27 protein-coding genes are annotated in these 24,684 nt (G+C 33.1%); 7 read left to right on the top strand and 20 right to left on the bottom strand.

The features are described 5' to 3' along the window. Positions 1-46: 46 nt before the first annotated feature. The 6 genes from LX95_RS02095 to LX95_RS02070 all read right to left on the bottom strand — a co-directional run bounded on the left by LX95_RS02095 (position 47) and on the right by LX95_RS02070 (position 5,937). Entirely contained in the window at positions 47-760 is a 714-nt protein-coding gene (locus tag LX95_RS02095) for a 3'-5' exonuclease (protein ID WP_111539987.1), read from the bottom strand. Positions 761-832: 72 nt separating this feature from the next. Then, on the bottom strand, positions 833-2,581 hold the full coding sequence (locus LX95_RS02090; protein WP_111539759.1) for a DUF4153 domain-containing protein: 1,749 nt from the start codon (positions 2,579-2,581) through the stop codon (positions 833-835). Between the two features lie 10 nt (positions 2,582-2,591). Beyond that, positions 2,592-3,734 carry a serine hydrolase domain-containing protein gene (locus LX95_RS02085; RefSeq protein ID WP_111539758.1) on the bottom strand — a complete coding sequence of 381 codons (1,143 nt, stop codon included), beginning with the start codon at positions 3,732-3,734 and terminating at the stop codon, positions 2,592-2,594. Positions 3,735-3,817: 83 nt separating this feature from the next. Then, a complete protein-coding gene (gene rlmF, locus LX95_RS02080; RefSeq protein ID WP_111539757.1) occupies positions 3,818-4,768 on the bottom strand; it encodes a 23S rRNA (adenine(1618)-N(6))-methyltransferase RlmF in 951 nt (316 codons plus the stop codon). A 39-nt stretch (positions 4,769-4,807) separates the two neighbouring features. Further along, entirely contained in the window at positions 4,808-5,293 is a 486-nt protein-coding gene (locus tag LX95_RS02075; protein WP_111539756.1) for a hypothetical protein, read from the bottom strand. Positions 5,294-5,424: 131 nt separating this feature from the next. Then, the gene (locus LX95_RS02070; RefSeq protein WP_111539986.1) at positions 5,425-5,937 is read right to left on the bottom strand and encodes a VOC family protein; all 513 of its coding nucleotides are present in this window, start codon (positions 5,935-5,937) and stop codon (positions 5,425-5,427) included. A 133-nt stretch (positions 5,938-6,070) separates the two neighbouring features. Between LX95_RS02070 and LX95_RS02065 the strand changes: the two genes are divergently transcribed. After that, entirely contained in the window at positions 6,071-6,373 is a 303-nt protein-coding gene (locus tag LX95_RS02065; RefSeq protein WP_111539755.1) for a winged helix-turn-helix transcriptional regulator, read from the top strand. Here LX95_RS02065 and LX95_RS02060 read toward each other — a convergent pair. From LX95_RS02060 to hemA, 14 genes are all read right to left on the bottom strand, one after another. After that, positions 6,370-6,843, bottom strand: a complete 474-nt coding sequence (locus LX95_RS02060) for a methylated-DNA--[protein]-cysteine S-methyltransferase (protein ID WP_111539754.1) — start codon at positions 6,841-6,843, stop codon at positions 6,370-6,372. The genes LX95_RS02065 and LX95_RS02060 overlap by 4 nt on opposite strands. Further along, positions 6,833-7,933 carry a CNNM domain-containing protein gene (locus LX95_RS02055; RefSeq protein WP_111539753.1) on the bottom strand — a complete coding sequence of 367 codons (1,101 nt, stop codon included), beginning with the start codon at positions 7,931-7,933 and terminating at the stop codon, positions 6,833-6,835. The genes LX95_RS02060 and LX95_RS02055 overlap by 11 nt, the downstream gene beginning before the upstream one ends. A 108-nt stretch (positions 7,934-8,041) precedes the next feature. Then, the gene (locus LX95_RS02050) at positions 8,042-8,485 is read right to left on the bottom strand and encodes a hypothetical protein (protein WP_111539752.1); all 444 of its coding nucleotides are present in this window, start codon (positions 8,483-8,485) and stop codon (positions 8,042-8,044) included. 136 nt (positions 8,486-8,621) lie between these two features. Next, on the bottom strand, positions 8,622-8,972 hold the full coding sequence (locus LX95_RS02045) for a hypothetical protein (protein WP_111539751.1): 351 nt from the start codon (positions 8,970-8,972) through the stop codon (positions 8,622-8,624). 34 nt (positions 8,973-9,006) lie between these two features. Further along, positions 9,007-9,996, bottom strand: a complete 990-nt coding sequence (hemB, locus tag LX95_RS02040; protein WP_111539750.1) for a porphobilinogen synthase — start codon at positions 9,994-9,996, stop codon at positions 9,007-9,009. A gap of 99 nt (positions 9,997-10,095) precedes the next feature. Then, positions 10,096-10,449, bottom strand: a complete 354-nt coding sequence (locus LX95_RS02035; protein ID WP_111539749.1) for a four helix bundle protein — start codon at positions 10,447-10,449, stop codon at positions 10,096-10,098. Positions 10,450-10,499: 50 nt separating this feature from the next. Beyond that, positions 10,500-11,408: an oxygen-dependent coproporphyrinogen oxidase gene (gene hemF / locus LX95_RS02030; protein ID WP_111539748.1), complete on the bottom strand. Its 909-nt coding sequence runs from the start codon at positions 11,406-11,408 to the stop codon at positions 10,500-10,502. Continuing rightward, on the bottom strand, positions 11,398-11,886 hold the full coding sequence (locus LX95_RS02025) for a DUF6973 domain-containing protein (protein WP_111539747.1): 489 nt from the start codon (positions 11,884-11,886) through the stop codon (positions 11,398-11,400). The genes hemF and LX95_RS02025 overlap by 11 nt, the downstream gene beginning before the upstream one ends. Continuing rightward, a complete protein-coding gene (hemE, locus tag LX95_RS02020) occupies positions 11,886-12,911 on the bottom strand; it encodes a uroporphyrinogen decarboxylase (RefSeq protein ID WP_111539746.1) in 1,026 nt (341 codons plus the stop codon). Before hemE ends, LX95_RS02025 begins: the two co-directional genes overlap by 1 nt. Next, the gene (locus LX95_RS02015; protein WP_111539745.1) at positions 12,904-13,554 is read right to left on the bottom strand and encodes a uroporphyrinogen-III synthase; all 651 of its coding nucleotides are present in this window, start codon (positions 13,552-13,554) and stop codon (positions 12,904-12,906) included. Before LX95_RS02015 ends, hemE begins: the two co-directional genes overlap by 8 nt. Beyond that, positions 13,532-14,236 carry a potassium channel family protein gene (locus LX95_RS02010; protein WP_111539744.1) on the bottom strand — a complete coding sequence of 235 codons (705 nt, stop codon included), beginning with the start codon at positions 14,234-14,236 and terminating at the stop codon, positions 13,532-13,534. The genes LX95_RS02015 and LX95_RS02010 overlap by 23 nt, the downstream gene beginning before the upstream one ends. Before the next feature lie 10 nt (positions 14,237-14,246). Further along, complete coding sequence (locus LX95_RS02005) at positions 14,247-15,980, bottom strand: TrkH family potassium uptake protein (RefSeq protein ID WP_245924708.1); 1,734 nt, start codon at positions 15,978-15,980, stop codon at positions 14,247-14,249. Between the two features lie 11 nt (positions 15,981-15,991). Continuing rightward, entirely contained in the window at positions 15,992-16,912 is a 921-nt protein-coding gene (hemC, locus tag LX95_RS02000) for a hydroxymethylbilane synthase (RefSeq protein WP_111539742.1), read from the bottom strand. Positions 16,913-16,918: 6 nt separating this feature from the next. After that, a complete protein-coding gene (gene hemA / locus LX95_RS01995) occupies positions 16,919-18,175 on the bottom strand; it encodes a glutamyl-tRNA reductase (RefSeq protein WP_111539741.1) in 1,257 nt (418 codons plus the stop codon). A gap of 207 nt (positions 18,176-18,382) precedes the next feature. Between hemA and LX95_RS01990 the strand changes: the two genes are divergently transcribed. From LX95_RS01990 to LX95_RS01965, 6 genes are all read left to right on the top strand, one after another. Further along, positions 18,383-19,279: an AraC family transcriptional regulator gene (locus tag LX95_RS01990; RefSeq protein WP_111539740.1), complete on the top strand. Its 897-nt coding sequence runs from the start codon at positions 18,383-18,385 to the stop codon at positions 19,277-19,279. Between the two features lie 81 nt (positions 19,280-19,360). Next, on the top strand, positions 19,361-20,401 hold the full coding sequence (gene hemH / locus LX95_RS01985; RefSeq protein WP_111539739.1) for a ferrochelatase: 1,041 nt from the start codon (positions 19,361-19,363) through the stop codon (positions 20,399-20,401). Continuing rightward, positions 20,401-21,768, top strand: coding sequence for an MATE family efflux transporter (locus tag LX95_RS01980; RefSeq protein ID WP_111539738.1), 1,368 nt, complete (start codon positions 20,401-20,403; stop codon positions 21,766-21,768). Before hemH ends, LX95_RS01980 begins: the two co-directional genes overlap by 1 nt. 12 nt (positions 21,769-21,780) lie before the next feature. After that, the gene (locus LX95_RS01975; protein WP_111539737.1) at positions 21,781-22,323 is read left to right on the top strand and encodes a CopD family protein; all 543 of its coding nucleotides are present in this window, start codon (positions 21,781-21,783) and stop codon (positions 22,321-22,323) included. Between the two features lies 1 nt (position 22,324). After that, on the top strand, positions 22,325-23,776 hold the full coding sequence (locus LX95_RS01970; protein WP_111539736.1) for an ATP-binding protein: 1,452 nt from the start codon (positions 22,325-22,327) through the stop codon (positions 23,774-23,776). 3 nt (positions 23,777-23,779) lie between these two features. Then, positions 23,780-24,562, top strand: coding sequence for an enoyl-CoA hydratase/isomerase family protein (locus tag LX95_RS01965; protein ID WP_111539735.1), 783 nt, complete (start codon positions 23,780-23,782; stop codon positions 24,560-24,562). Positions 24,563-24,684 lie beyond the last annotated feature (122 nt).

The following is a 24,684-nucleotide window of genomic DNA, read 5'->3' as shown; positions in this document are numbered from 1 at the left end:
ATTTTTCATATGGGTTAAAGCTCGGGGTGGTTCCCGGGCTTTTTTATTACACAGAAGTAATTTCTGATTCTTCTAATAGTTTTTCTTGTCGGAGTTTTAAGAAAATCTGTGCAATAGCGACTACGTCTTTTTCACAATACGATACAATTCTTAATACATTATTCTCTTCATAAAAAACATCTCTTACTTGAGAGCCATCTATATCATCTTTTGGGGATGGGACACCTAATACGTGAGTCATCAATTTAAGAGAAGTATAGTGTTTATAATCGCCAAACTTCCATAATTCTAAAGTGTCTAAATGAGGTACTTCCCAAGGTTTCTTCCCGAATAAATCTAATTTAGAAGGTAGTTCTATACTGTGAATAAGCATTCTACGAGCGATATAAGGAAAATCAAATTCTTTACCGTTGTGCGCACACAGTAAATGCTGAGCTTGGTGAAAGTAATTATTAAGTAGTTCTTTAAAACCTTGTAAAAGCTTTTTCTCTTCCCCATGAAAAGTGGTAGTTCTAAAACTTCTATTATTTTCTTTTAAGACAAAATACCCTACAGAAATACATACTATCTTCCCAAATTCTGCCCAAATACCTGCTCGATCATAAAATTCTTTAGCTGTAAACTCATCTTTGCGTTGGTATTGAGATTTTAATTCCCACAAAGTTTTCTTTTCGTCGCTTAATTCATCATAAGAAGAAAATTCGGGTACGGTTTCTATATCTAAGAATAAGATATTCTCTAAGTTGAGTTTTTTAAGCATATTAAAAAAAATTATACCTATTGAAGATACAAAAAAAACAATCAAAAGATGTTGTTTGAAAAATGCTAAAATTTAATACTTTTTGTAACCTATAAGGACATAGGCACTAAGGTTTCTTAGCTTTATAGAATTAGCATCGATTTTTTCAAAATTAAAGTTTCTAATAATCAACTTATAGCTTCCTATATCATTAGAAAATATATATGTAAAACTTTCTTTAGGAGCACTTTTTAAGTCCGGATAAGCAGATAATGTTTTTAGTAATTTCTCATCTAGATTAAAAGTAAATAATAGGTTTTCACCTTGCTGTAATTTAAGTTCTTTGGGAGAGTGGGAGAATTGATAGTTAGCATTATGATAATTACTTAAATTAACCTCTACAAAATAGTCATAGTCTTTTACAAGTATTTTATCGCCCTTGTTATTATTATAAGAGTTATAATAATAATGATTATTGTTATAATAAGAAGAATTAGAAAATTGTTTTGCTTTTTCTTTTCCGTAAAGGGAATCTAAAATATAATTCCCAGAACTATATCTATTGGTAATATAATTGGTTTTAAAGCCTAAAAACTCATCTGCCAAAAAGAGCTTGTCCCTTTCTTTTAAGTAACGAGCAATACTTTTAAACTGGTTGGCTTTTTCTTGAGAGATAAGCTGGTTTTCTTTATTCTTTATTTCAGAAACAATTTGCTTCAACTCATTAACTTGTGCTTTAACAGAAACATTAAAAGCACTCCAAGGGCCATAAGAAGCCAAAACACAAAGTATAAATAATGAAATAGGAAACAGGCTTAATCTTTTCTTTTTACTGAAAAGCATATACAAACTCATTCCTAAAATCCAAACACCAAGTAGCATTAAAAAGTACCTGTTTTCTGTAAAGCTATAATCGCTTATTCGGGTGTAAATCGCCACGAAAAGTAAAACAAGCAAAGGCAATAATAACAGGTAAAATAGAGGATAAAACTTTTTAATGATTTGGTTGGGATGTGTTTTTCTTATCGGTTCTATAATAATCTGAATAATAAACCCAATTATAGCCAAAATACTAATTAAATAAGAGACCCATCCTTTTGGAAGCTCCCAAGCAATGAAAATTTTAATGGAATAGGCATAAACAATAAAAAGGTAAAGCGATAAAATAGGAATTAAAATAAACTTTAAAAAAACATCTAAGGCCTTAGTATAATAAAGTTGTTGGGTGTCGTAAATTTTCTTAGGAAAGTCTGATAAATAAATGAATGTATTGATAATACCAACGCAAGCTACCCATAACTGAAGATAAATTTTATCATCTATTGCTATATTAAATAGGTTATCTATCGCTACAATGGCTAGAGAAACACCAGAAAAAATTACAAATGAGAACAGGCTACTTCTTGCAATGGCAATGATAATTCTTTGTAAATAATTCCAATAATCAGTTTTGTTCCATTTTTTTAAAAACGGAGCAAAAAAAATAAAAACATGACCTGCCAATAGGAGCAAAAACCATCTGATGTAAACAATAGGATTAGAAGAAAAATCATTTTTTGGTAATGAGAAATAATAGACAATTAGGAATACAATGATTGTAATTTTTAAAAGCCAACCTTTCTTTTTATCTGCTAAGCTTTCAGTAAAAAATTGAGCGCCAATAAGCCAACTTACACCCAAGATTAGCGTAAGTAATTCTGCATTATAATTATCAAATATATTGGCTTCGACTAAAATAAGTATAATGAGAAATCCGCTTCCTAAAACCGACCATAAAATTGTGAGTGGAAACCTCTTAAAGGCAGCATAAGTTTTTGAAGGAAGCTCATTAAAATATTTCATTTGTTTTAGTTTAGCGATGGATCATTTGATAAGCTTCTTCCACGTAAGTGTAAAAATCATCTGTAAAAGCTCTATCGTTAGTTTTTTCTTCGCGTTGATGCCCCAGTCGAACAATAATCATATCATCTTCAGGAATCGTGATTACGTACTGTCCCAAAATACCTCGCATTACAAACATTTTTTTGTTGAGGTGGTTGCTTAACCAAAAACCATAACCGTATTCTGGGCTATCTTTAAATTTTGGCTGAATAGAAGTAGCCACAAAACTAGAATCTAAAAGTTGTTCCTCATTCCATTTCCCATGATTTTTATACAGTTTTCCAAATTTTGCAAAGTCTCTAGCGTTGCTGGCAATACAACAATAGGCTTTTTCATCACCCTCTTCATTATCATCTAACTGCCAAAAAGCTTTATCTTGCATTCCCATAGGCTGCCAAAAGCTTTCGCTTAAATAATCTGAAAGTGTTTTTTCACTTGCTTTGGCTATAACCATAGATAATAACTGGGTGTTTCCGCTAAGGTATTTATAAGCTTTTCCTGGTACTTCTTCTACTTTTAACGACAAGATAAGTTCTTTAATATCGTCATCTAAATACGCCCTAGCTGTCATAGAAAACGGACTGTAATAATTTTCTTCCCAATTTAAGCCAGAGGACATCGATGATAAATCACCTACGCTTAATCGCTTATCAAATTGGGGATAAAAATCTGCAACAGGTTGATCTAAGCTCTTTATAAATCCATCTTTAATCGCTTTTCCTAACAAAGCAGAGGTAATACTTTTTGCCATCGAAAATGAATTGGTATGGGATGTTTTACCATAATCATCTGCATATTTTTCATACCAAATGCTGTCATTTTTAATGATAAGAAATGCAACGGTTCCTAACTCTTCGTTTATCGATTGTAATTTTTGTGTCGCTTCCGCGGAATTATATTTTTTATGTAAAGGCCAAGGTTGAGGTTTTCCTGAAGTTTTAATCGTGCGATTATCAAATTCCGAGTAATCGTCTATATACGCAGTTTTATATCCTTTTAAGTAAGTAATTTTAACGCCACGCAAAATATAATCGGCATCAAAAAGGTAAAGCGCCAAAATGGCTAAACCCAATAGGGTAGCTAGGCTAAGAAGAAGCTTTTTAAAAAATTTCATATAAAAGAATGCTGTTAATTGTCAAGCTTAAATATATTAAAACAAAAGTAAACTTAGTTAAGAGGTTGGTTTAAAAGCTATTGTTACCATCGCTTTTTTACCCATTCTTCTTGCTTTTCTTTTGGCAGGAATGTCCAAACTACTATTCGGCTAGTTTTATTACCTGTGCCCATAGAAATCTCTTTTATTTGTTGAGCTTCTAGCTTTTTTAATAATTTATGAATTCCTTTAAGGTTAGATTCTTTTGAAACTAAGGAAGAAAACCAATAAATATCGTTTGCAAACTTTCTACTTTCCCAGATCATATTTTGAATAAACTTAGATTCTCCGCCTTCATAAATAAGTTCATTGTTTGCACCAGAAAAATTAAGCTCTGGAGTTTTTACTTTCTTACCAGATAGGTTTTTTATTTTTCTTCGTGTTCCCTTTTGAGCTTCTTCTATAGAGGAGTGAAAGGGAGGGTTGCAAATAACAACATCTACTTTTTCTTTAGGTTTTAGTATGTGATGAAAAAAATCTCTCGGACTTTTTTGCAGTCGGCAGTCAATTTTATCTTTAAGACTAGGATTTGCATTGACAATGTTTTTGGCAGAAGATATAGATTTTGCATCAATATCAGATGCTATAAATTGCCAGTCGTATTCTGTAGCACCAAGTATGGGATAGATACAACTTGCGCCTACGCCAACATCAAGGCAGGTAATTTTATCACCAGTTGGAATAGTGCCAGAATTACTTTCAGATAATAAATCGGCTATATGGTGGAGATAATCTGCTCTTCCAGGAATTGGCGGACATAAATTCTCATCGGGAAATTCCCAATATTTAATTCCGTAATAGTGATGGAGTAGAGCTTTATTTAAAATTTTTACAGCATTAGGATTAGAAAAATCTATTGATTCTACTCGTACTTTGTTGAGTTTTAAATAATTTTTAAGCTCGGGTTTAGCTTTTAATAGCGCTTCTAAATCATATCTTTCGCGGTTTTTATTCCGAAGGTGTAATCTTGATTTTACTTGTTTTTTTGTAGACATGATTTATGGTAGAATTATAGCGATTTAAAACTTCTTGTTTTATAGCAGTAAATATATAAAGTCTGCAATGATTAAAACCTGAAATACAAAACTTAAAATCTCGACTCGTTTTTTATATCTTATGGCCAACAGTAATATAAGAATAGTAATTAAAGGCAATGCGAGACCAGAAACTAATCTTAACGAATAAACGTTTCTTTTTTCTGAATCTATAAGGGAATAGTAATTCACCTCATTAAAAAGTGGAGAAATAGAGTAGGTTATTTTTTCAACATCCTTAATTTGTTTTGCGAAAGATCCTGAAACATTAAAGTCTTCTCTTTCTGTAAATACCTTGTAAGAAGAATGAGAATTTCCAGCGGCATTGTAATATTGCTGGCGTTCTTTTTTAATATTTAGAATAGGATCTGTATATACTTTACCCGGAATTATAAAATCTATGATAATCATAAGGGCAGCGAGAATAGATAAAACTTGAAACCATTGAGTTAAGGTAAATTCTTTTTTCAGTTTCGAAGAGTCCATTATTATTTTGTGAAGGTTACAAGTAGTTTTAAAGATTGCACATATGGCACAATCTTTAAAACTAAGAATTTATTCTTAATAAATGTGTATTGAAATCCTCAACATAAATTTTACTATTTCAAGCATATAATCTATTTAGAATACGCACCAGAAGAATAGGTAAGCTCGTAACTGTGTGTGTAAATTTCAAAGACGATTCCAAAAGGATCTTCTACGTAACACATTTTAAAAGGTTTTTCTTTAGGGTAATATTCTCTAATTGGCATCCTTTGTTTTCCCCCATAAGCTACAATTTTGTCGATAAGCTCTTCAATATTTGGGTCTTGTATGCAAAAATGAAATAGACCAGTATTGAAGGGATTAAACTCTGGAGCTTCTTTAATTCCGTGCGGAAAAGAAAATAACTCTACTCCAATTCCATCTGAAGTTGCCAAATGAGCAATTTCAAATTCGCTCCAGTCGTCTCCAAACACATCTATACACATTTGTCCAATAGCTGTTTCTTTTTCTTTTTTTACTGTAGAAGGCTGCATGATTACGTACCATCCCATTACTTCTGAATAGAATTTAACTGCTTTATGAATATCTGGAACAGTAAGCCCAATATGGGAGAATGATTTAGGATAATTTTTTATTGTAGTCATAAGATCTAATTTAGATTTCAAAATTAGTATATATTTGCTTGTTAGGCAATAACTTACCTTAAAGTGATATAGTTACTAAAAGGAGTAAAATGCTGTTTTTTAATATTTTAAATTATGTAAATTAAATAAAGATATGGATTGCCCTTTAAATTATACCATGAATTTGATTGGAACAAAATGGAAACCTCTAATTCTATTTCATTTGTTAGATGAAAATTTACGTTCGGGAATTTTACAAAAGAAAATTCTGGGTATCTCCAATAAAATGTTCACTCAGACGGTAAGAGAGTTAGAAAAAGACGGGCTTATTTTTAGAAAAGTATATCCCGTTGTACCACCCAAAGTAGAATATGGATTAACTCATAGAGGAAAATCTCTCGAAATTATTTTAAGAAGTATGGACGAATGGGGATTAAACGATAGCGACGCTAATTAAAACAAACGTTGTTGTTGAGCAGGACTTTCGTGCTCAAGTAACCACTTTTTTCTCCAAATTCCACCAGCATAACCTGTAAGAGAACCATCGCTTCCAATCACTCGATGACACGGAACTACAATCCATAAAGGATTTTTTCCGTTAGCGGAAGCCACTGCTCGAATAGCTTTAGGGTCGCCTAAACGTTTAGAAAGTTCTAGATATGAAGTAGTTTTTCCAAAAGGAATTTTTAAAAGTTCTTGCCAAACACGCTGCTGAAACGCAGTTCCCTGTGGCTGAATAGAGAAATTGAATTCTTGTAACTCACCTTTAAAGTAAGCTTTTAACTGCTCAGCTGCTTCAGTTAATTCTGTATCCTGAAAATTTCTCTCTGGAGTTTCAGATAAAACTGAAATTTTTTCAACCCCATTTGCGTTTCCTTCAATAAGAGCGATTCCAATGGGAGTTGGGAGGTGATATTTATTTTTCATCTTTCTCTTCTCCTGTAAATAAACCTAAACGTTTTGCTCTACGCTCCCAATTTTTCCTAGCCAAGAGTTGCATATCCTCTACGCTATCACTCTCATCCATGATTTCAAGCCCCAAAAGAGTTTCAATAATATCTTCCATGGTAATTAACCCTACAGTATTTCCAAATTCGTCAGTAACAATAGCCAAGTGTGATTTTTTGTCTATAAACAGCTCAAACAATTTGGGAATTGCGGTATGAGAATGTGTAACTAAAACATCTTTTTTTAACTGATTTAGAGTATCGTTTCCTTTATTTTCAATCATATGTTCTAAAACTTCATCTTTCAACACAAAACCTGTTATATTATTGGGTTGAGTTTTGAAGATAGGAATTCTTGAAAATTTTAAATTTTTATGAGTAGAAATAAAATCTTGAATGGTCGTTTCTTCTTCGGCTGTGACCGCAACAGAAAACGGCGTCATCACATCTTTTGCTAAAACCGATTTAAAAACGAGCATATTTTTTATAAAAGTGGTTTCATTTTCTTGAAAAATACCTTCTTTTTCTGCCGCATCTGTAATGGCCATAAACTCTTCTCTGCTCATTGTATTGGCGTGAGCAGATTTGCCAATAAGTTTGGTAGTTAACAAAAGTAGCCACAAAATACCTGTGTATTTTAAAGGAAAAATAATGATACGTAGCGTTTTGGCAGTAAAATTACCTAAAGATTTCCAGTAACTGGCACCAATGGTTTTAGGTATAATTTCTGATAATATTAAAATAAGGATGGTCATAATCGCAGATACCAATCCTACAAAATTGATTCCTAAAATTGAGTAATCAAATCCACCTTCTACAGCTAGTTTCCCAGCTTGGTTTCCCACTAGAATTGCACCTACCGTGTGCGCTATAGTATTAAGCGTTAAAATTGCGGTGAGTGGTGTATCTATATTTTTTTTAAAACCCGCTAAAGTTTTAGCGTAACTTTTTCCTTCTTTCGTTTTAATACGAATAAAAGTAGGGGTAAAGCTTAACAATGCCGCCTCTAGAATAGAGCATAAAAAAGAAACAAAAATAGAAACAAAGGCATAAACGATGAGTAGCGTCATAGTGATAAAGTAATTTTCAACAAGTTAAAAATTATTATGGCTGTTACTCTTAATTTCTATTTAAAATTTAAAAACCCCGAGTAATTTGTGGCTCGGGGTTTTTAGAAACTAACTTAGTTTTGCTTTCCATTTTTTAGCAAGTTCAAATTGCTCAATTGCAGAAACTTTTACATCATCATTATCTTTATAAAAATCAAATTGATGTTGGGTGTTAGAAGATTTAAAGACTAAAGAAATTTGCTCTATAGACTTATCATTTTTTCTAATTTCTAAAAGATCGATAGAGAAGTTTTTAAAATCTATTATGTGCATTTTTTTCTCTAAACTTTCTAAATTTCCATATATTAATTGTTCACTTTTATGATCTATTCCTATATAATCATCACCAAAAACATCAATTTCATTCAGTTGAATTTGATGAATCGCAGCTTTTTCTTGAATATTTTTTAAAGCTTGTTTTTTTCTTTTTGATTTTCCCATAACGGCATAAGCGACTGGGGCTGTAAATACGATTAGGAAAACTAACCCTAATACAATAGATGAAGTATCCATATTTTTCTTTTTTGAGATGGCAGTTACGCTTCCGCGGAAGCGAACTCGAATAAATTTTTAAATAAATCTAGGGTAAGTGTGAAATCCGCAAAGAGGGAAACCTATTACAGGCTTTCACATTTAAAAAAGTAAACAATCACAAAAAGAAATGAAATGGAAAAAGGTATCGAAAGATTTTCGCTCTTTGATCTACACAGAGAAATTGTATAAAAAGAGTTTTGGTTGTTGAAAAAGCATCGACCTTAGAATGATACGCTGTAGTGAAATCATAACTCCATTGGTGATCAATTTCATAAGAAGGTGCAGAAGATGAAATTTCTTCTACGGCATAGAATTTATGTTCATTTGCCGAAGAGCTAATAGTTTCTTTAACGCTATTATCTAGCAAAAAAAGACCATCACCGCTTTTTGCAGTACTTACTAACGAGAGTAGAAGTATGCAAAAAGCAGTGAGAAATCTAGAATAAGATGCTAACGTTAAGTTCATAAAGCGAAGTTGAGCTAAAAGCTTGCCAAGTTAATTATGAAAGTAATTTGGCAGCATCTTTGGCAAAATAAGTGGCAATAAAGTCAGCTCCCGCTCTTTTAATGGCAGTAAGTTGTTCTAAAATGACAGCATCATGATCTAACCAACCTTTTTCTGAGGCGGCTTTGATCATAGCATATTCACCACTTACTTGATATACAGAAATAGGAACATTCACGTTATTTTTTATATCTCTTACAATATCTAAATAACATAATCCTGGTTTTACCATAACGATATCGGCGCCTTCTTCAATATCCATAAGTGTTTCTTTAATAGCTTCATCGCGATTTGCAGGGTCCATTTGGTAAGTTTTCTTATCTTTTGGAATGTCTTTAGCATCTACAGGAGCCGAATCTAGAGCATCTCTAAATGGACCATAAAAAGCAGAAGCAAATTTAGCACTGTAGCTCATAATCCCGGTATTAGTGAAACCTTCCGTTTCTAAAGTTTCTCTCATCACCAATATTCTACCATCCATCATATCGCTTGGGGCAACAAAATCGGCTCCAGCTTGGGCGTGAGATAAAGCCATTTGTGCTAATGCTTTTACAGATTCGTCGTTGAGTACTTTTCCATTTTCTATAATCCCATCGTGGCCATAAATGGAATAAGGATCTAAAGCAACATCGGTCATCACCACCATTTCTGGAACAGCATCTTTTACAGTCTTAATAGCTCGTTGCATAAGTCCATCTGCATTTACAGCTTCGGTTCCTTTATTATCTTTTAGTTGATCATCAACTTTTACAAATAATAAAACTGATTTTATACCCAAGCTCCACAGGTCTTTTACTTCTTGCTGAAGTAAATCTAAACTGAACCTAAAATAATTGGGCATCGAGGCAATTTCCTCTTTTTTATTTTTGCCTTCTACTATAAATAATGGAGCCTGAAAATCGTTAGGAGTTAGAAAGTTTTGTCTTACTAAGCTTCTAATGGCTTCGTTTGTTCTTAATCTTCTATTTCTTCTTAGTGGGAACATAGGTTTTTGGCATTAGCTATTAGCTTTTAGCCTTTAGCTTGTTATATTTTTATTTCTTCTTCTTCTTAGATTATTGTTATTAACTAATAACTGAAAATTTTAGCTTGATAATTTTTGAATTAATGAATTAAGCATCTTTTTTATTTCTTCTACCTGAATCAGTAAACTTGCTCCAATTTCTTTCGGAATGAAATGAAGTTCAATACTTAATAAAAGCTGATACTCCAACTCATTAGCAGAACCGAATGCAAAGTAAAGAAATCTTGAGAAATCTTTTTCTGATTTTCTTCCACAGCCTTCAGCAATATTTGTCGGTATAGAACTAGAAGACCTTTTCATCTGACTAACCAAATTAAATAATTCTTCTTTAGGATATGTTTTTGTGTGTTTATAAATAGCTAGCGTTAATTCATGTCCTTTTTGCCAAACTAAATATTTTTTATAATCCCTCATTTCAATTATTCTTCTTTCTATTAAAAGCTAAAAGCTAAAAGCTAATTGCTTTAAGCTTTAATCCAATCTTTAGGCTTTTCTAAAACTTTTAGTAGTTTTTCTTCTTCGCTTCCTTCTGTAGGCTGGTGATCATAAACCCATTGCACGTGTGGAGGCAAACTCATTAAAATACTTTCTATTCTTCCGTTGGTTTTTAAACCGAACAAGGTGCCCTTATCGTGTACTAAATTAAACTCGACATAACGACCTCTACGTATTTCTTGCCAAGTTCTGTTTTCTTCCGTAAAGCTTAAGGTTTTTCTTTTTTCAACAATGGGAACGTAAGCTTCTAAAAAACTGTCACCTACTTCGGTAACAAAATTATACCAGTCTTGCATACTTTTTTCTTCGGAAACTTTTAAATGATCAAAAAATAAACCTCCAATACCGCGAGCTTCATTACGGTGAGCATTCCAAAAATATTCATCACATTTTTTCTTATATTCTGGGTAGAAAGATTTATCGTGTTTCTCACAAGCACTTTTAGAAACTTCATGAAAATGTTGAGCATCTTCATCAAATAAATAATAAGGTGTTAAATCTTGACCACCACCAAACCATTGATCTACCGTGTTACCCTGTTTGTCGTACATTTCAAAATAACGCCAGTTAGCGTGTACTGTAGGAACCATTGGGTTTTTTGGGTGAATAACTAGACTAAGTCCGCATGCAAAGAAATTAACATCACCTACATTAAAGTATTTTTGCATAGCCGGAGCTAAAGGCCCGTGAACAGCAGAAATATTTACACCGCCTTTTTCGAAAACATTTCCGTTTTCGATGACGCGTGTCCTTCCGCCACCGCCTTCTTCACGCTTCCAAATATCTTCATGAAACTTAGCTTCACCGTCTACCTCTTCTAGCTTTTGTGTAATACGATCTTGTAAATCTTGAATGTAATTATAAAATTTATCTTTCATTTTCAATATAAATCAATTGTTGTGTTGCTTTTTTAGCCTCATTTGGAGTAGAAACTTTTAAAGCCTTTTTCATTTCTTGCTGAAGAACAGCTACAATATTTTCTTCGTTTATTCCTTGTTCAAAAAGATTTCTGCCTTGTTGATTATTATGTAAATCCATAATTTTTGCCAATTCTTCATTGGGCGAGAGTTGCTCGTGCAAATGAGTTATTTTTCTTGCCCATTCTAAAGACTTCTTTACGGAATTATTTCCGCGGAAGCAATATTGAGCAATTAAAAAATTCCATAATGCATGTCTAAATGCATTGGCTTTATTGTTTTTATGGTGTGATTTTCCAAAAAGTTGATTGCATATGCTTACACTTTTTTGAGTTGCCTTATACGTAGGAATAATATAAGTAGGGTGAAGTGTAAAATGTTGGGCCAGCACGAAAAACTGCTTAAAATTTAAGTTTTTTATACGAGCCCAAATTGCCACTATCCTTGATATTCTTTTACAGCATCAACAAAGGCTTTAGCATTTTCTACCGGTATGTTAGGTAAAATACCGTGACCTAAATTGACAATATATTTGTCTTTTCCAAACTCATTAATCATTTGGTGAACCATTTGTTTAATCTCTCTTGGAGGAGAAAATAACCTTGACGGATCAAAATTACCTTGCAATGTAATGTTACCACCGCTTAAGTAACGCGCATTTCTTGCAGAACATGTCCAATCTACACCTAAGGCCGAAGCACCAGATTCGCTCATTTCTTTTAGGGCAAACCAGCATCCTTTCCCGAAGGCAATTACAGGAATATCGTCTTTTAAAGCGTCTATAATTTGTTGCATATACTTCCAAGAAAACTCTTGATAATCTACAGGAGAAAGCATTCCTCCCCAAGAATCGAATAACTGAACTGCATCTACTCCAGCTTCTACTTTTCCTTTTAGGTAAGCAATAGTAGTATCGGTTATTTTTTGTAATAAAATATGCGCTGCCATAGGTCGTTTAAAACAAAACTCTTTGGCTTTATCAAAGTTTTTAGAACCTTGTCCTTGTACTAAGTAGCAAAGAATAGTCCACGGTGAACCTGCAAAACCTATTAACGGCACTTCGTCATTCAAAGCTTGTTTGGTCATCTTAATGGCTTCGTAAACGTAACCTAATTCTTCATACACATCTGGTACAACGATATCATTTACTTGTACTGGAGTTCTTACTGGGTTAGGTAACCAAGGACCAACGCCAGGTTTCATTTCTATTTCTACTCCCATGGCTTGAGGAACTACAAGAATATCGCTAAAAAGAATAGCTGCATCTGTTCCTACTTGGTGAATAGGCATTACCGTAATCTCGGTAGCTAACTCTGGAGTTCTACAACGTGTAAAGAAGTCATATTTCTCCTTAAGCTTCATGAAGTCTGGTAAATAACGACCTGCTTGACGCATCATCCAAACTGGCGGACGTTCTACCGTTTCTCCTTTAAGGGCTTTTAAAAATAAATCGTTTTTAATCATTTTTATATTTTTTTACCACTTGCACGATGACATTTTCTATAGTGGGTTGGTTCGCAATTATGATATGATTAGTGTGTTTTTCTAATTCTTTAGCTGTGGTAGTACCTATACAAAATGCAATTGCAGATTTTAAAGTATTTACAGCGAAAAAGCTTTTTACAGCACTCGGACTAAAAAACAAGACGCCATCAAATTCTTGTTTAAATTCTTTATGATTTTCTAAGGTATCATATACCTGTATTTCTGTAAAGGAAATATTATTTTCTTTTAGTTTTTGAGGAATTTCATTCCTTCTCTTTTTTCCACAGAAGAAATAAAACTCTTCATTATTATGGGATTCACATATTTTATGAGCTAAATCTTTACCGTAATCTTGAGATTCAATAATATTAATATTGTTCTCTCTTAATAACTGTGAGGTTTTTTCACCTACCACATATGCATTTTCAATACTAACCTTATCTTTTATTACCTTCCAGGTGTTTTGGCTAGTAATAATAGCATTTATCACTTCTTTAGAGAAACTAAAATTAGATATTGGTGAAATGCGTATAGCATCGTATGATACATAGCTAATGCCTGCATTTAATAATAATGACTCTTGGTGTTTGTCAAGTTTTTTAGTGCTGAGTATCGTTGTCATTGTTTTTTAAATAATTTTCGACATCACTCTTTTTTCCAAATACTACCAATGTATCGTCTTCTTTAAAAACGGTATCGGGGGTAGGCATTCCTAATCCCTCTTTTTTATGAGTTTTTCTTCCGATAAGGTTATTGTAATTTTTATTTCTTAATATGGTAATGATATTTAATTTGTATTTCTTCCTAAAATCAGATTCAAATAATTTTTCTCCCACATGTTTTTTGTAAACAGCTACTTCTGAAACTAAGTGATCATCATCGGTTTCAAAATTATCAATACTACCTTTCAGGTTAATTTTTTTAGTAAGTCTCTCAGCAAATTCTTGTTCGGGATGTACTATTTGGTCTATTCCCATCGCCTCTAATATAGTATCTTGAATCTCTGAAGAGGATCTGGTAATAATTTTTGCTTTAGTGATTTTTTTAACAATGGCAGTTACCATAAGGCCAGTTCCTCCGTGCTCTCCAATGGCAACAATCACCACATCTGTATTTTTTAAAGGTAGAGATTGGTATGCACTTTCGTTGGTAGCATCCATTGAAACGGCATGGGAAACCTTGTTTTTTATAAGCTCTATTTTTTTTAAATCCTTATCGGAAGCAATCACTTCATTGCCAGAATCGGCTAAATGAATAGCGAGCGACATTCCAAAATTTCCAAGGCCAATGACAACTATTTTCATTTAGTATTTTTTAATTGATAAGAATATTTTCTTTTGGGTATGTATACTCTGTTGTATTTACACTTTTTAAGATTCCTATCATTAGATTAATAAGACCTATTCTGCCAAAAAACATTAAAAATATAATTACATATTTACTGTTTTCACTAAGTGCAGGGGTAATTCCTAAAGAAAGTCCCACTGTACTGTAAGCAGAAAAAGTTTCAAAAGCAATTTGTAATAATGTAAACTCTGGATTAAAAATAAGCAATAATAAAATTCCTGTTCCTATAGAGGTTAAAGAAATAGCGATAATTGCAAAAGCTCGCAAAACTGCTTCTTTGGCAACACGTCTTGTTCCAATTTCTATATTTGGTTTGTCTTTAGCGATAGAAAAAATATTAAGTGTAGCTAAAGCAAACGTTGTGGTTTTTATACCACCACCTGTAGATGCCGGGGAAGCTCCAATCCACATAAGGAAAATCATAAATAAGATTCCAGGAATGGTAAAATTGGTCATATCTACCGTATTAAATCCTGCAGTTCTTGTGGTAACGGAAGAGAACATAGCGGTTGTAAATTTCCCGAAAGCAGTTTTATGCTCCGCTAAATTGGTTTGTTGTTCAGATAATAAAAAGAAAGCGGTACCGGCCACAATTAATATAAGGGTAGTATACATCACAATTTTAGTGTTGAGTGTAATGACCCTAGATATAAATTTTTGATTTTTCTTGTTAAAAATATTATAGAAAAACTTTCTTACATATTGAATAAAATTAGAGGCAATAGCATAACCTAACCCCCCAAATACAATTAGCGCCATAACCACCCATTGCATATAGTAATTAAATCTAAAATTAGCGTCATATAAACCAGTAGATGATGTAGAAAAACCAGCATTACAATACGCAGAAACGGCATGGAACATAGCAAAAAAACTTTTATGTTCCATATTCTCTACATCTTGAAGTGAGCTGTAAATTAATAAAGCTCCAATACCTTCTATGATTAAAGAAAATACCACAATACGCATAGCAGTTTGCATAATGCTGTTTAATTTTTCATTCCCTAGAATATCTTTCATAAAAAGACTTTCTTTAAATGAAGCACCACTTTTAAAGAAGTAAGCAAAAAATGAAGTAAAGGTCAACATCCCTAAACCTCCAAGCTGAAACAATATCATAATTACGGTCTGCCCAAATGGAGTAAAATCTTTGGCGGTATCAAGAACAATTAAGCCAGTTACGGCAACAGCACTTGTTGATGTAAACAAAGCATCGGTAAAGCTAATGCCAGAGGTGGTAGCTGCAGGTAGCATTAACAAAAAAGTACCCGCTATGGCAATTAGCGCAAAACTACCCACAAATAATATAGCCGGATTAAAATAGAGATCATAAATACCTCTTACTAGAAAGGTAAGTCTTATGAAAAAGTAGAAGATTAGGCCGTATTCCATAAAATAGCGTTCTCTAAAAAACGTATCTATAAAAGAACCTTCATAATTTACTAAGACTAAAATAATTTCTAAAACGATTAGAAATGAAAGTAAAATTAGATTGAATCGAGAAGTGCGCTTAACTCTGTGTATTGATTGTAAATATTGATACTTGTAATAGTTAAAAGCAATAAGGGCGAATAACAAAACTGGCAAAGCAATAAGCTTGTAGAGTCTATATTCTTTAAAACTATCAAAGCCAAAATCAAATATTAAAAAAGATAGCAGAATAATGTCTAAAAACCAAAGGGCAATATTTGAATGTGCCACCTTTTTAAACATTAGTGCTCTAGTTTGGCTTTTATGGAGTGCATAAGTTCTTTTCCTCCTTGTTGTAATATTTTATGAGCTAAATTTTGACCCACATCTTGGTAGTCACTTACGTTAAAAGTAGCTTTTTCTTCTATTTTTTCTTTTCCGTCAAGGCTAAAAAGATTTCCGGTAAACGAAATTTTTTCTTCATTTTTAAATTCTGCTAAAGCTCCAATAGGGGCGGTACAACCTCCTTCTAAAGTTCTTAAAAACTCACGTTCAACGTGAACGCACATAGCTGTTTTTTCATCATTAAGCTTTTCTACAGCCTCTTTTGCATAAGAGTTAGATTCATTCACAACAATTAGCATTGCACCTTGAGCTGGGGCTGGAGTCATCCAATCTAAAACGGTGTGATTTTCTGGTTTTAAATTAATACGCTCTAGACCTGCTGCAGCAAAAATAGCTCCGTTCCAATCTTGGTTATCTTGTAGCTTTTGAAGTCTTGTATTAACATTTCCGCGAAGGTTTACAATTTTATGAAAAGGGTATTGGTTTAACCATTGTGCTTTTCTGCGTAAGCTTCCTGTAGCTATTACACCTTCTGAAGCTAGAAAATCTAAACCTTTATGAATTAAAATATCGTGTACATTGGCGCGTGGTAATACCGCAGCTTGCACAATACCTTTTGGTAATGCTGTAGGAACGTCTTTCATAGAATGTACGGCAATGTCTATTTCGCCTTTTACCATCGCAATATCTAGCGTTTTGGTAAAAATGCCTGTAATACCCATTTCGTAAAGCGGTTGATCTAAATTAAGATCACCTGTAGATTTTACGGGTAATAATTGAGTTTTGTACCCTAAGGCTTCGAGTTTATCTTTTACCGTATTGGCTTGCCACAGCGCTAATTCACTATCGCGAGTACCAATTCTTATTGTTGTCCCCATGTAAACTTATTTCGAAAAATCTTCTAGTTGAAAAACCTTTTGTATAAGTGCCAAGCTTTCATCGTTAGAATCGCTATCCTCTTTAAGGTGACTAGCAAATTGATTCATTATTTTTTGAATAATACGATTACTTACAATTTCGGCGTGTTCATTATTAAAGTCGCTAAGTTTTTTGCTTTGAAAGTCCAATTCTTCGTCTTTCATATTTCTTAGCTTATGTTTTAAAGCCTTGATGGTGGGAGCAAATTTACGTGTCTCTAACCAAGCATTAAAATCTTTTCTTACCTCTTCTATAATAATTTTAGCTTGTGGAATAAATGTTTTTCGCTTTGCTAAAGTAGCATCGGTCATTTGAGAAAGATGATCTAAATGAATGAGTTTTACATTCTCCAAATCGGCCACATCATCAGATACATTTTTAGGAATCGATAAATCTAAAATTAGCAATTCTTTATTGGAATAGATAAGTTCTTTAGAAATGGTAGGATTTTGTGCTCCTGTTGCAACGATAAGGATATCGGTGTCCCGAATCTCGGTTTGCAAATCGGCATGATCTTTTACGATAAGATTAAACTTTCCTGCAACTTTTTCAGCTTTATCTTTAGTACGATTAATTAACGTAATATGATCATTTTTGGTGTGTTTCACCAAATTTTCACACGTGTTACGTCCAATTTTTCCTGTTCCGAAAAGGAGAATATTCTTATCGGAAACATTTTCGTAGTTATTTAAAATATATTGTACTGAAGCAAAAGAAACCGAGGTTGCTCCTGAAGAGATTTCGGTTTCATTTTTAATTCTCTTGCTTGCTTGAATCACAGAATTGACTAAACGTTCTAAAAACGGATTGGTCATTTGTAAATTCTTGGAAAGAGAAAAAGCAAATTTTAACTGACTAATAATCTCGAAATCACCCAAGATCTGACTGTCCAAACCTGTTCCCACCTTAAAAATATGAGAAATGGCTTCTTGGTTTTTATAAACATAAGCCACTCTTTCAAATTCTTCTACCGTGCCGTGCGTATGTTGGCAAAGAAGTTTTATAAGTTGAAAAGGGTGTTGAGCAAATCCGTAAATTTCGGTTCGGTTACACGTAGAAGTTACAAGTATGCCGTCTACACCGTCTTTTTTTGCGTCCTCAATTAAATTCTTTTTTTTCTCTTCATCGAGACTAAAGTGTCCCCTAATGTCGGCGTCAGCTTTTTGATAGCTTAGACCAATGGCATAAAAAGAATTGTGTTTAGATATATGGTAGTTCTTCATAGAAGAAAAAAGTCCTGAATATTTAGACTACAAAAGTAACCGCTTACATTTTCTAAAAATAACGTTAAAAGTACTTTTATTGTCGCTATAAGTTATTTTGATCTAGAATTTACTCTAATTTAATGAATTAAGCTATTTTTGTAGTATCAACAAGCATTTGAAGATCATTATTTTAGAATGATTCTAAATAAAAACAAGATTTTGTCTATGAATATTTCATTAGAAAATAACGCTCAAAGTACTTTTCATAAATTAGTTATTGAGGAAGGGATTCATATTCTTACTTTTCAAAATAACACTACTGATAATCAGGTTTTTGAAAAAGATATTCATCTTGATTTTATTCAGTTTCATTTTTGTTTAAAAGGCTCAGGTCAGTTTAGTTTTAATCAAGGAAACTATACCCTAGACTTAGGTGATGAAAAATCGTTGTTGCTTTATAATCCTACTAAAAATTTACCGCTTAGTGTCACGGTAAGTGCTAATTCTTGGATGGTAAGTGTCATTATTTCTATACAGAAACTGCATTCACTTTTTTCTGATGAAGCCAATTATATAGATTTTTTAACAGATGATAATAGAGACAAAAAATACTATCAAGAACAATCTATAAGTCCGTCTATGGCTGTAGTTATTAGTCAGATTTTAAACTTTAATTTACACCCATCAGTAAAGAAAATTTATCTAAAAGGAAAGGCTTACGAACTTATGGGGTTATACTTTAATAGACCCGAAGAAGCAGATGTTGAGCAATGCCCTTTTTTGATTGATGAAGATAATGTACGCCGTATTCGCAAAGCAAAAGATATAATGATACAGCGCATGGCAGAACCACCAAGCTTACAAGAATTAGCGAATGAAATTGGACTTAGCTTAAAGAAATTAAAGGAAGGGTTTAAAGAGGTGTATGGCGATACTGTATTTGGATTTTTATTTGATTACAAAATGGATTTTGCTCGAAAACTTTTAGAGACAGGACAACACAATGTAAATGAAGTAGGTTTAAAAGTAGGTTACAGTACAGCAAGTCATTTTATTGCCGCTTTTAAAAAGAAATTTGGGACTACCCCAAAAAAATATATACAGTCGGTTAATTTAATTTAACTATTGTGTGATTGATAAATAGAAGGAATTAGAAAGAATTTTGTTAGTATAATCGATTATTTTTGAAATAAATAAATTGAAATGAAAGGAGTTTTACTCGTTAATTTAGGTTCTCCAGAGAGTACCAATCCAAAAGATGTAAAGAAGTATTTAGATGAATTTTTAATGGATGAGCGCGTAATAGACGTACCATGGCTTCTGCGTGCTTTTATAGTAAAGGGAATTGTTTTAAATACAAGACCAAAAAAATCCGCGGCAGCGTACCAAAAAATATGGTGGGAAGAAGGGTCTCCACTTATCGTACTATCAGAACGTTTGCAAGAAAAAATAGATAAGTTTACTGAAGTTCCTATATCTCTGGCGATGCGTTATGGAAAACCAAATATAGAACAAGGTTTAAAAGAGTTAAGCGCAAAAGGTGTGGATGAGGTATTACTATTGCCATTGTACCCACAATTTGCGATGGCTACTACAGAAACAATTTTGGTTTTAGCAGAAGAGTTACAAAAGGAAAAATTTCCGCAAATGAAGCTTACTACGTTACCACCGTTTTATAACCGTCCAGATTATATAGAGGTTCTTTCCCGTAGTATTGCCGAAAAAATAGAAAACTTAGATTACGAACATTTATTATTTAGTTACCACGGCGTTCCAGAAAGACACATTAAAAAGAGTGATATTACCAAATCGCATTGTCAAATAGATGGTACATGTTGTAAAACTCCGTCACCAGCACACCAATTTTGTTATCGTCACCAATGTTATGAAACCACGCGTTTGGTCGCAGAGAAATTAGATTTAAATCCAGATGCGTTTAGCACTTCGTTCCAGTCCCGTTTAGGATTTGATCCTTGGTTACAACCCTATACCGATAGAACAATTGAGAAGTTTGCTCTTAACGGAATAAAAAAAATGGCAATTGTTACACCGGCATTTGTTTCAGATTGTTTAGAAACCTTAGAAGAAATTGCCATGGAAGGCGAAGAAATTTTCCATGAAAATGGCGGAAAAGAATTTACGGTGATTCCGTGTTTAAATGATCGGGAAGATTGGGTAAAGACGTTAAGCAGTTGGATAAATTCTTGGGCAGAATTAACAGAAGAAGAAAGTATCGTTAAATAATGGCAAAGGTAAATTCGACCGCCTTAGGACAAGAACCTATAGGGAAGCTTCTTATAAAGCAATCTTTACCAGCCTCTATAGGCATTTTAGTAATGTCTCTAAATATTTTGGTCGATACTATTTTTGTAGGTAATTGGATTGGACCTACCGCCATTGCCGCTATAAATGTTGTTTTACCGGTCTCCTTTTTTATTGCTGCTTTAGGAATGGCGATTGGGATAGGAGGTTCATCAATTATCTCTCGTGCTTTAGGAGCAAATGATAGTAGCAAGGCATTAAAAACTTTTGGCAATCAAATTACCCTAATCATAGTGCTGTGTATTACGTTAGTAATTTTAGGGTTGACATTTATAGAACAATTAATTCCTGCATTTGGAGGAAAAGGAGAAATTTATGCTCCTGCAGAAATTTATTATCGTATTGTGCTTTACGGAGTTCCTATTTTAGCCTTAAGCATGATGGGAAATACAGTAATTAGGGCAGAAGGAAAACCTAAGTTTGCCATGATCGCTATGATTTTACCTTCTATAGTTAATCTAATAGCAGATTATTTTCTCATTAATGTTTTAGACTTAGGGATGGCAGGTGCAGCTTGGGCAACCACAGGTTCTTATGTAATCTGTTTTTTATATGTTTTATGGTTTTTTCTTTCTAAAAACTCTGAATTAAAACTACAAAGCGCTCATTTTAGGTTAGATCTTCCCATTTTAAAAGAAATAAGTTCTTTAGGTTTTGTGACATTAGCAAGACAAGCAGTGGTGAGTATTACTTACTTATTACTGAATAATATTTTATATAATCTTGGCGGAGCTGCCTCGGTTACGGTTTATGCGATTATAGGTAGAATGCTCATGTTTGCTTTATTCCCAGTATTGGGAGTTACTCAAGGATTTTTGCCTATTGCAGGTTATAATTATGGAGCAAACAATCCGTCAAGGGTAAGAGAATCTATTAATAAAGCTATTTTATATGCGGGAGTATTGGCGCTAGTAGTTTTTGCGATTATCATGATTTTTCCAGAATCTATTGTAGCTATTTTTACGACAGATAAAACCATTTTGGCAGAAACACCTTCGGCTATGCGTTGGGTTTTTGCAGCATTACCCATTATTAGTTTACAATTAATTGGTTCAGCTTATTTTCAAGCCGTTGGGAAAGCAACTCCAGCTTTGTTATTAACGCTCACGAGACAAGGCTTTTTTTTTATACCGTTAATTTTAATTTTACCAAAATACTATGGAGAACTAGGAGTATGGATCTCTTTTCCCTTAGCGGATGTAATTTCAACTATAGTTACAGGTATCTTTCTTAATAAGGAGATTAGAAAGAATTTAGTCCCGAAAACAGCTTTACCGATAGAAGAATAATTAAATTTGAATATGGAGTATTATAATTACATCAAATCTCTTCATTTAATCTTTGTGATTACTTGGTTTGCAGGCTTATTCTACATTCCAAGGCTATTTATATATCATATAGAAGCACAAGATAAAGATTCCACCGAAAGGGAGATTTTAAGTAATCAATTTAAGATTATGACCAAGAGGTTATGGTTTATAATTACTTGGCCTTCTGCAATTTTAGCTACATTATTTGCGATTATACTATTAATTCTACAACCTGTTTGGTTACAACAGGATTGGATGCATGTAAAGCTGGCATTTGTTTTGTTATTGTTTGTCTATCACTTTAAATGTCATCAAATTTTTAGGCAATTACAGCGAAATGTTTTTAAATGGTCATCTAACCAAATGCGATTATTTAACGAGGGTTCTACACTTATCTTGTTTTCAGTAGTGTTTTTAGTGATTTTAAAAAACTCTTTGAATTGGATTTTTGGTGTAGCAGGAATTTTTGTGTTGGGAATTTTGTTAATGTTAGGAATAAAAATTTATAAACGAATTAGAAATAAAGGTAAATAAGATGAGGTGGCTTAAGCGCTCTTTAAGAACTCGTATATTCTTAAGCATGATTTTTTTAGTGCTGGGAGCTTCTGTGCTTATTGCTATTGTTACGATCTATCAATATAAAAAAGAAGCTGAAGCTTACCAAAAAGATAAACTAAAACAAAAAGAAGCTTCTATACGGGCAAGTATCAATTACGAGATACAAACCACCACCTATGAAGTAACCACAGAGAATATTCCTTTAATTTTTAGAAAGAAAATCTACGAGCTTAAGAATATTCATAATACCGAGATTAACTTTTACGACCTCAAAGGTAGATTGCTCAAATCGTCTAAACCTACTTTTTTTAAAGATACTTCGATTACTAAGATGCCCGAAATGGCTCTTACACAGTTAGAAAATTCAGAAAACAAAAAATACGTTCAATACTATAAAGAAGACGGAGTAAAGTACCAATCTTCTTATACTTATATCACTGATACTTATTTTAAACCTTTAGCTATTCTCAATTTGCCAAAAATTGAAGATGATGGTTTTATTGATATGCAGCTAAAAGATTTTCTAACCATTTTAGCTCAAGTTTATTTACTTCTTATTCTTGCTGCCATTTTGCTTTCCTATTTTCTTTCTAAATACATTACCTCTTCTTTAAAGGCGGTAAGTGAGAAGATTCACGCTACGCGATTAGATAAAAAGAATAAGAAAATTGCGATTAAAGACACTTCCGAGGAGATAAAATCACTTATAAAAGCTTACAATTCTATGATTGATGAATTGGAAGAAAGTGCTGTAAAATTAGCTACCAACGAACGAGAACAAGCTTGGCGAGAAATGGCAAAACAAGTAGCCCACGAGATTAAAAATCCGCTTACTCCTATGCGTCTTACCGTGCAAAGTTTTGAGAGAAGATTTGATCCCGATGATCCAGACATAAAAGAAAAACTCAATGATTACACTAAAACACTAATTCAGCAAATAGATACGATGAGTTCTATCGCATCAGCATTTTCAAACTTTGCCAAGATGCCAGCGCAACAAAATGAAACCCTCAACGTGCCTAAAATTGTAAAATTAGCACTTGATATTTTCAATGAAAGAAATATTATTTTCTTTACGGAAGAAGAAGAAATCTTAGCCATTTTCGATCGTACACAGCTTATTAGAGTAGTGACCAATTTGGTGAAAAACGCTTTGCAAGCCTCAGAAGAAAATCCGCAGCAGCGTATAGAAGTGAGTGTAAAAACCGACGAAAATTATGCTTGTATTCTAATAAAAGATAATGGTTCTGGTATTTCAGAAGAAAATAAAACCCGTATTTTTGAACCTAAGTTTACTACTAAATCTAGCGGAATGGGACTAGGTTTAGGAATTATTAAAACCATTATAGAAGCCTACAAAGGCACTATTACCTTTACCTCACAAGAAGGTGAAGGCACTACATTTGAAGTTAAATTTCCTAAAATATAAACCATGAGTTACAACAATATTTTAATAGAAAAAGAAAACGGACTGGCGCAATTAACGATTAACCGTCCTAAAAAATTAAACGCTCTCAATAGAGAAACTTTAGAAGAGATACATAACGCTTTCGCGGAATTAGAAAGCGACGAGAATGTGAAAATAATTGTCCTTACCGGAAGCGGAGAAAAAGCCTTTGTAGCTGGAGCAGACATCTCTGAATTTGCCGATTATAGCATAGCAGAAGGAAAAAACTTGGCAGCAAAAGGACAAGAGGAAGTTTTTGATCGCATCGCCAATTTTCATAAACCTGTAATTGCAGCCATCAATGGTTTTGCTCTTGGGGGAGGATTAGAATTAGCCATGGCAGCACATTTTAGAATTGCTAGTGATAATGCCAAAATGGGACTTCCAGAAACATCTCTTGGAGTAATTCCTGGGTATGGAGGTACACAACGTTTACCGCAATTAGTAGGGAAAGGAAGAGCGATGGAAATGATTATGACCGCAGGAATGATAGATGCTAAACAAGCTTTACAATACGGGTTAGTGAATCATGTAACTCCTGCAGAAGAACTTATGGAATTCACCACAAAAACGGCTCAGAAAATCATGAGAAATTCTATGGTAGCGATTGGTAAAGCCATAGAAGCCATAAATGCAAATGATGAAGACGGAGTAAATGGTTTTGATAAAGAAATTGAAAACTTTGGAAAGAGTTTTGGAACAGAAGATTTTAAAGAAGGAACAACCGCTTTTTTAGAAAAAAGAAAAGCAGATTTTCCAGGAAAATAAAGAGCGAAATTTATTTAAAGTAAAGCTGTCTAAAAGTGTATTTTCGTCAACCTGAACTTGTCTGAATTGAATATTTAATTTAGGAGAGTTTGAATCAGGTTATCATACTTATGTACAAGTAA

It is taken from the genome of Mesonia algae (genome assembly GCF_003253545.1).
Lineage (GTDB): Bacteria > Bacteroidota > Bacteroidia > Flavobacteriales > Flavobacteriaceae > Mesonia > Mesonia algae.
Note: the sequence above shows the minus strand (reverse complement) of the source record. Positions and strands in the feature narration are given on the sequence as shown.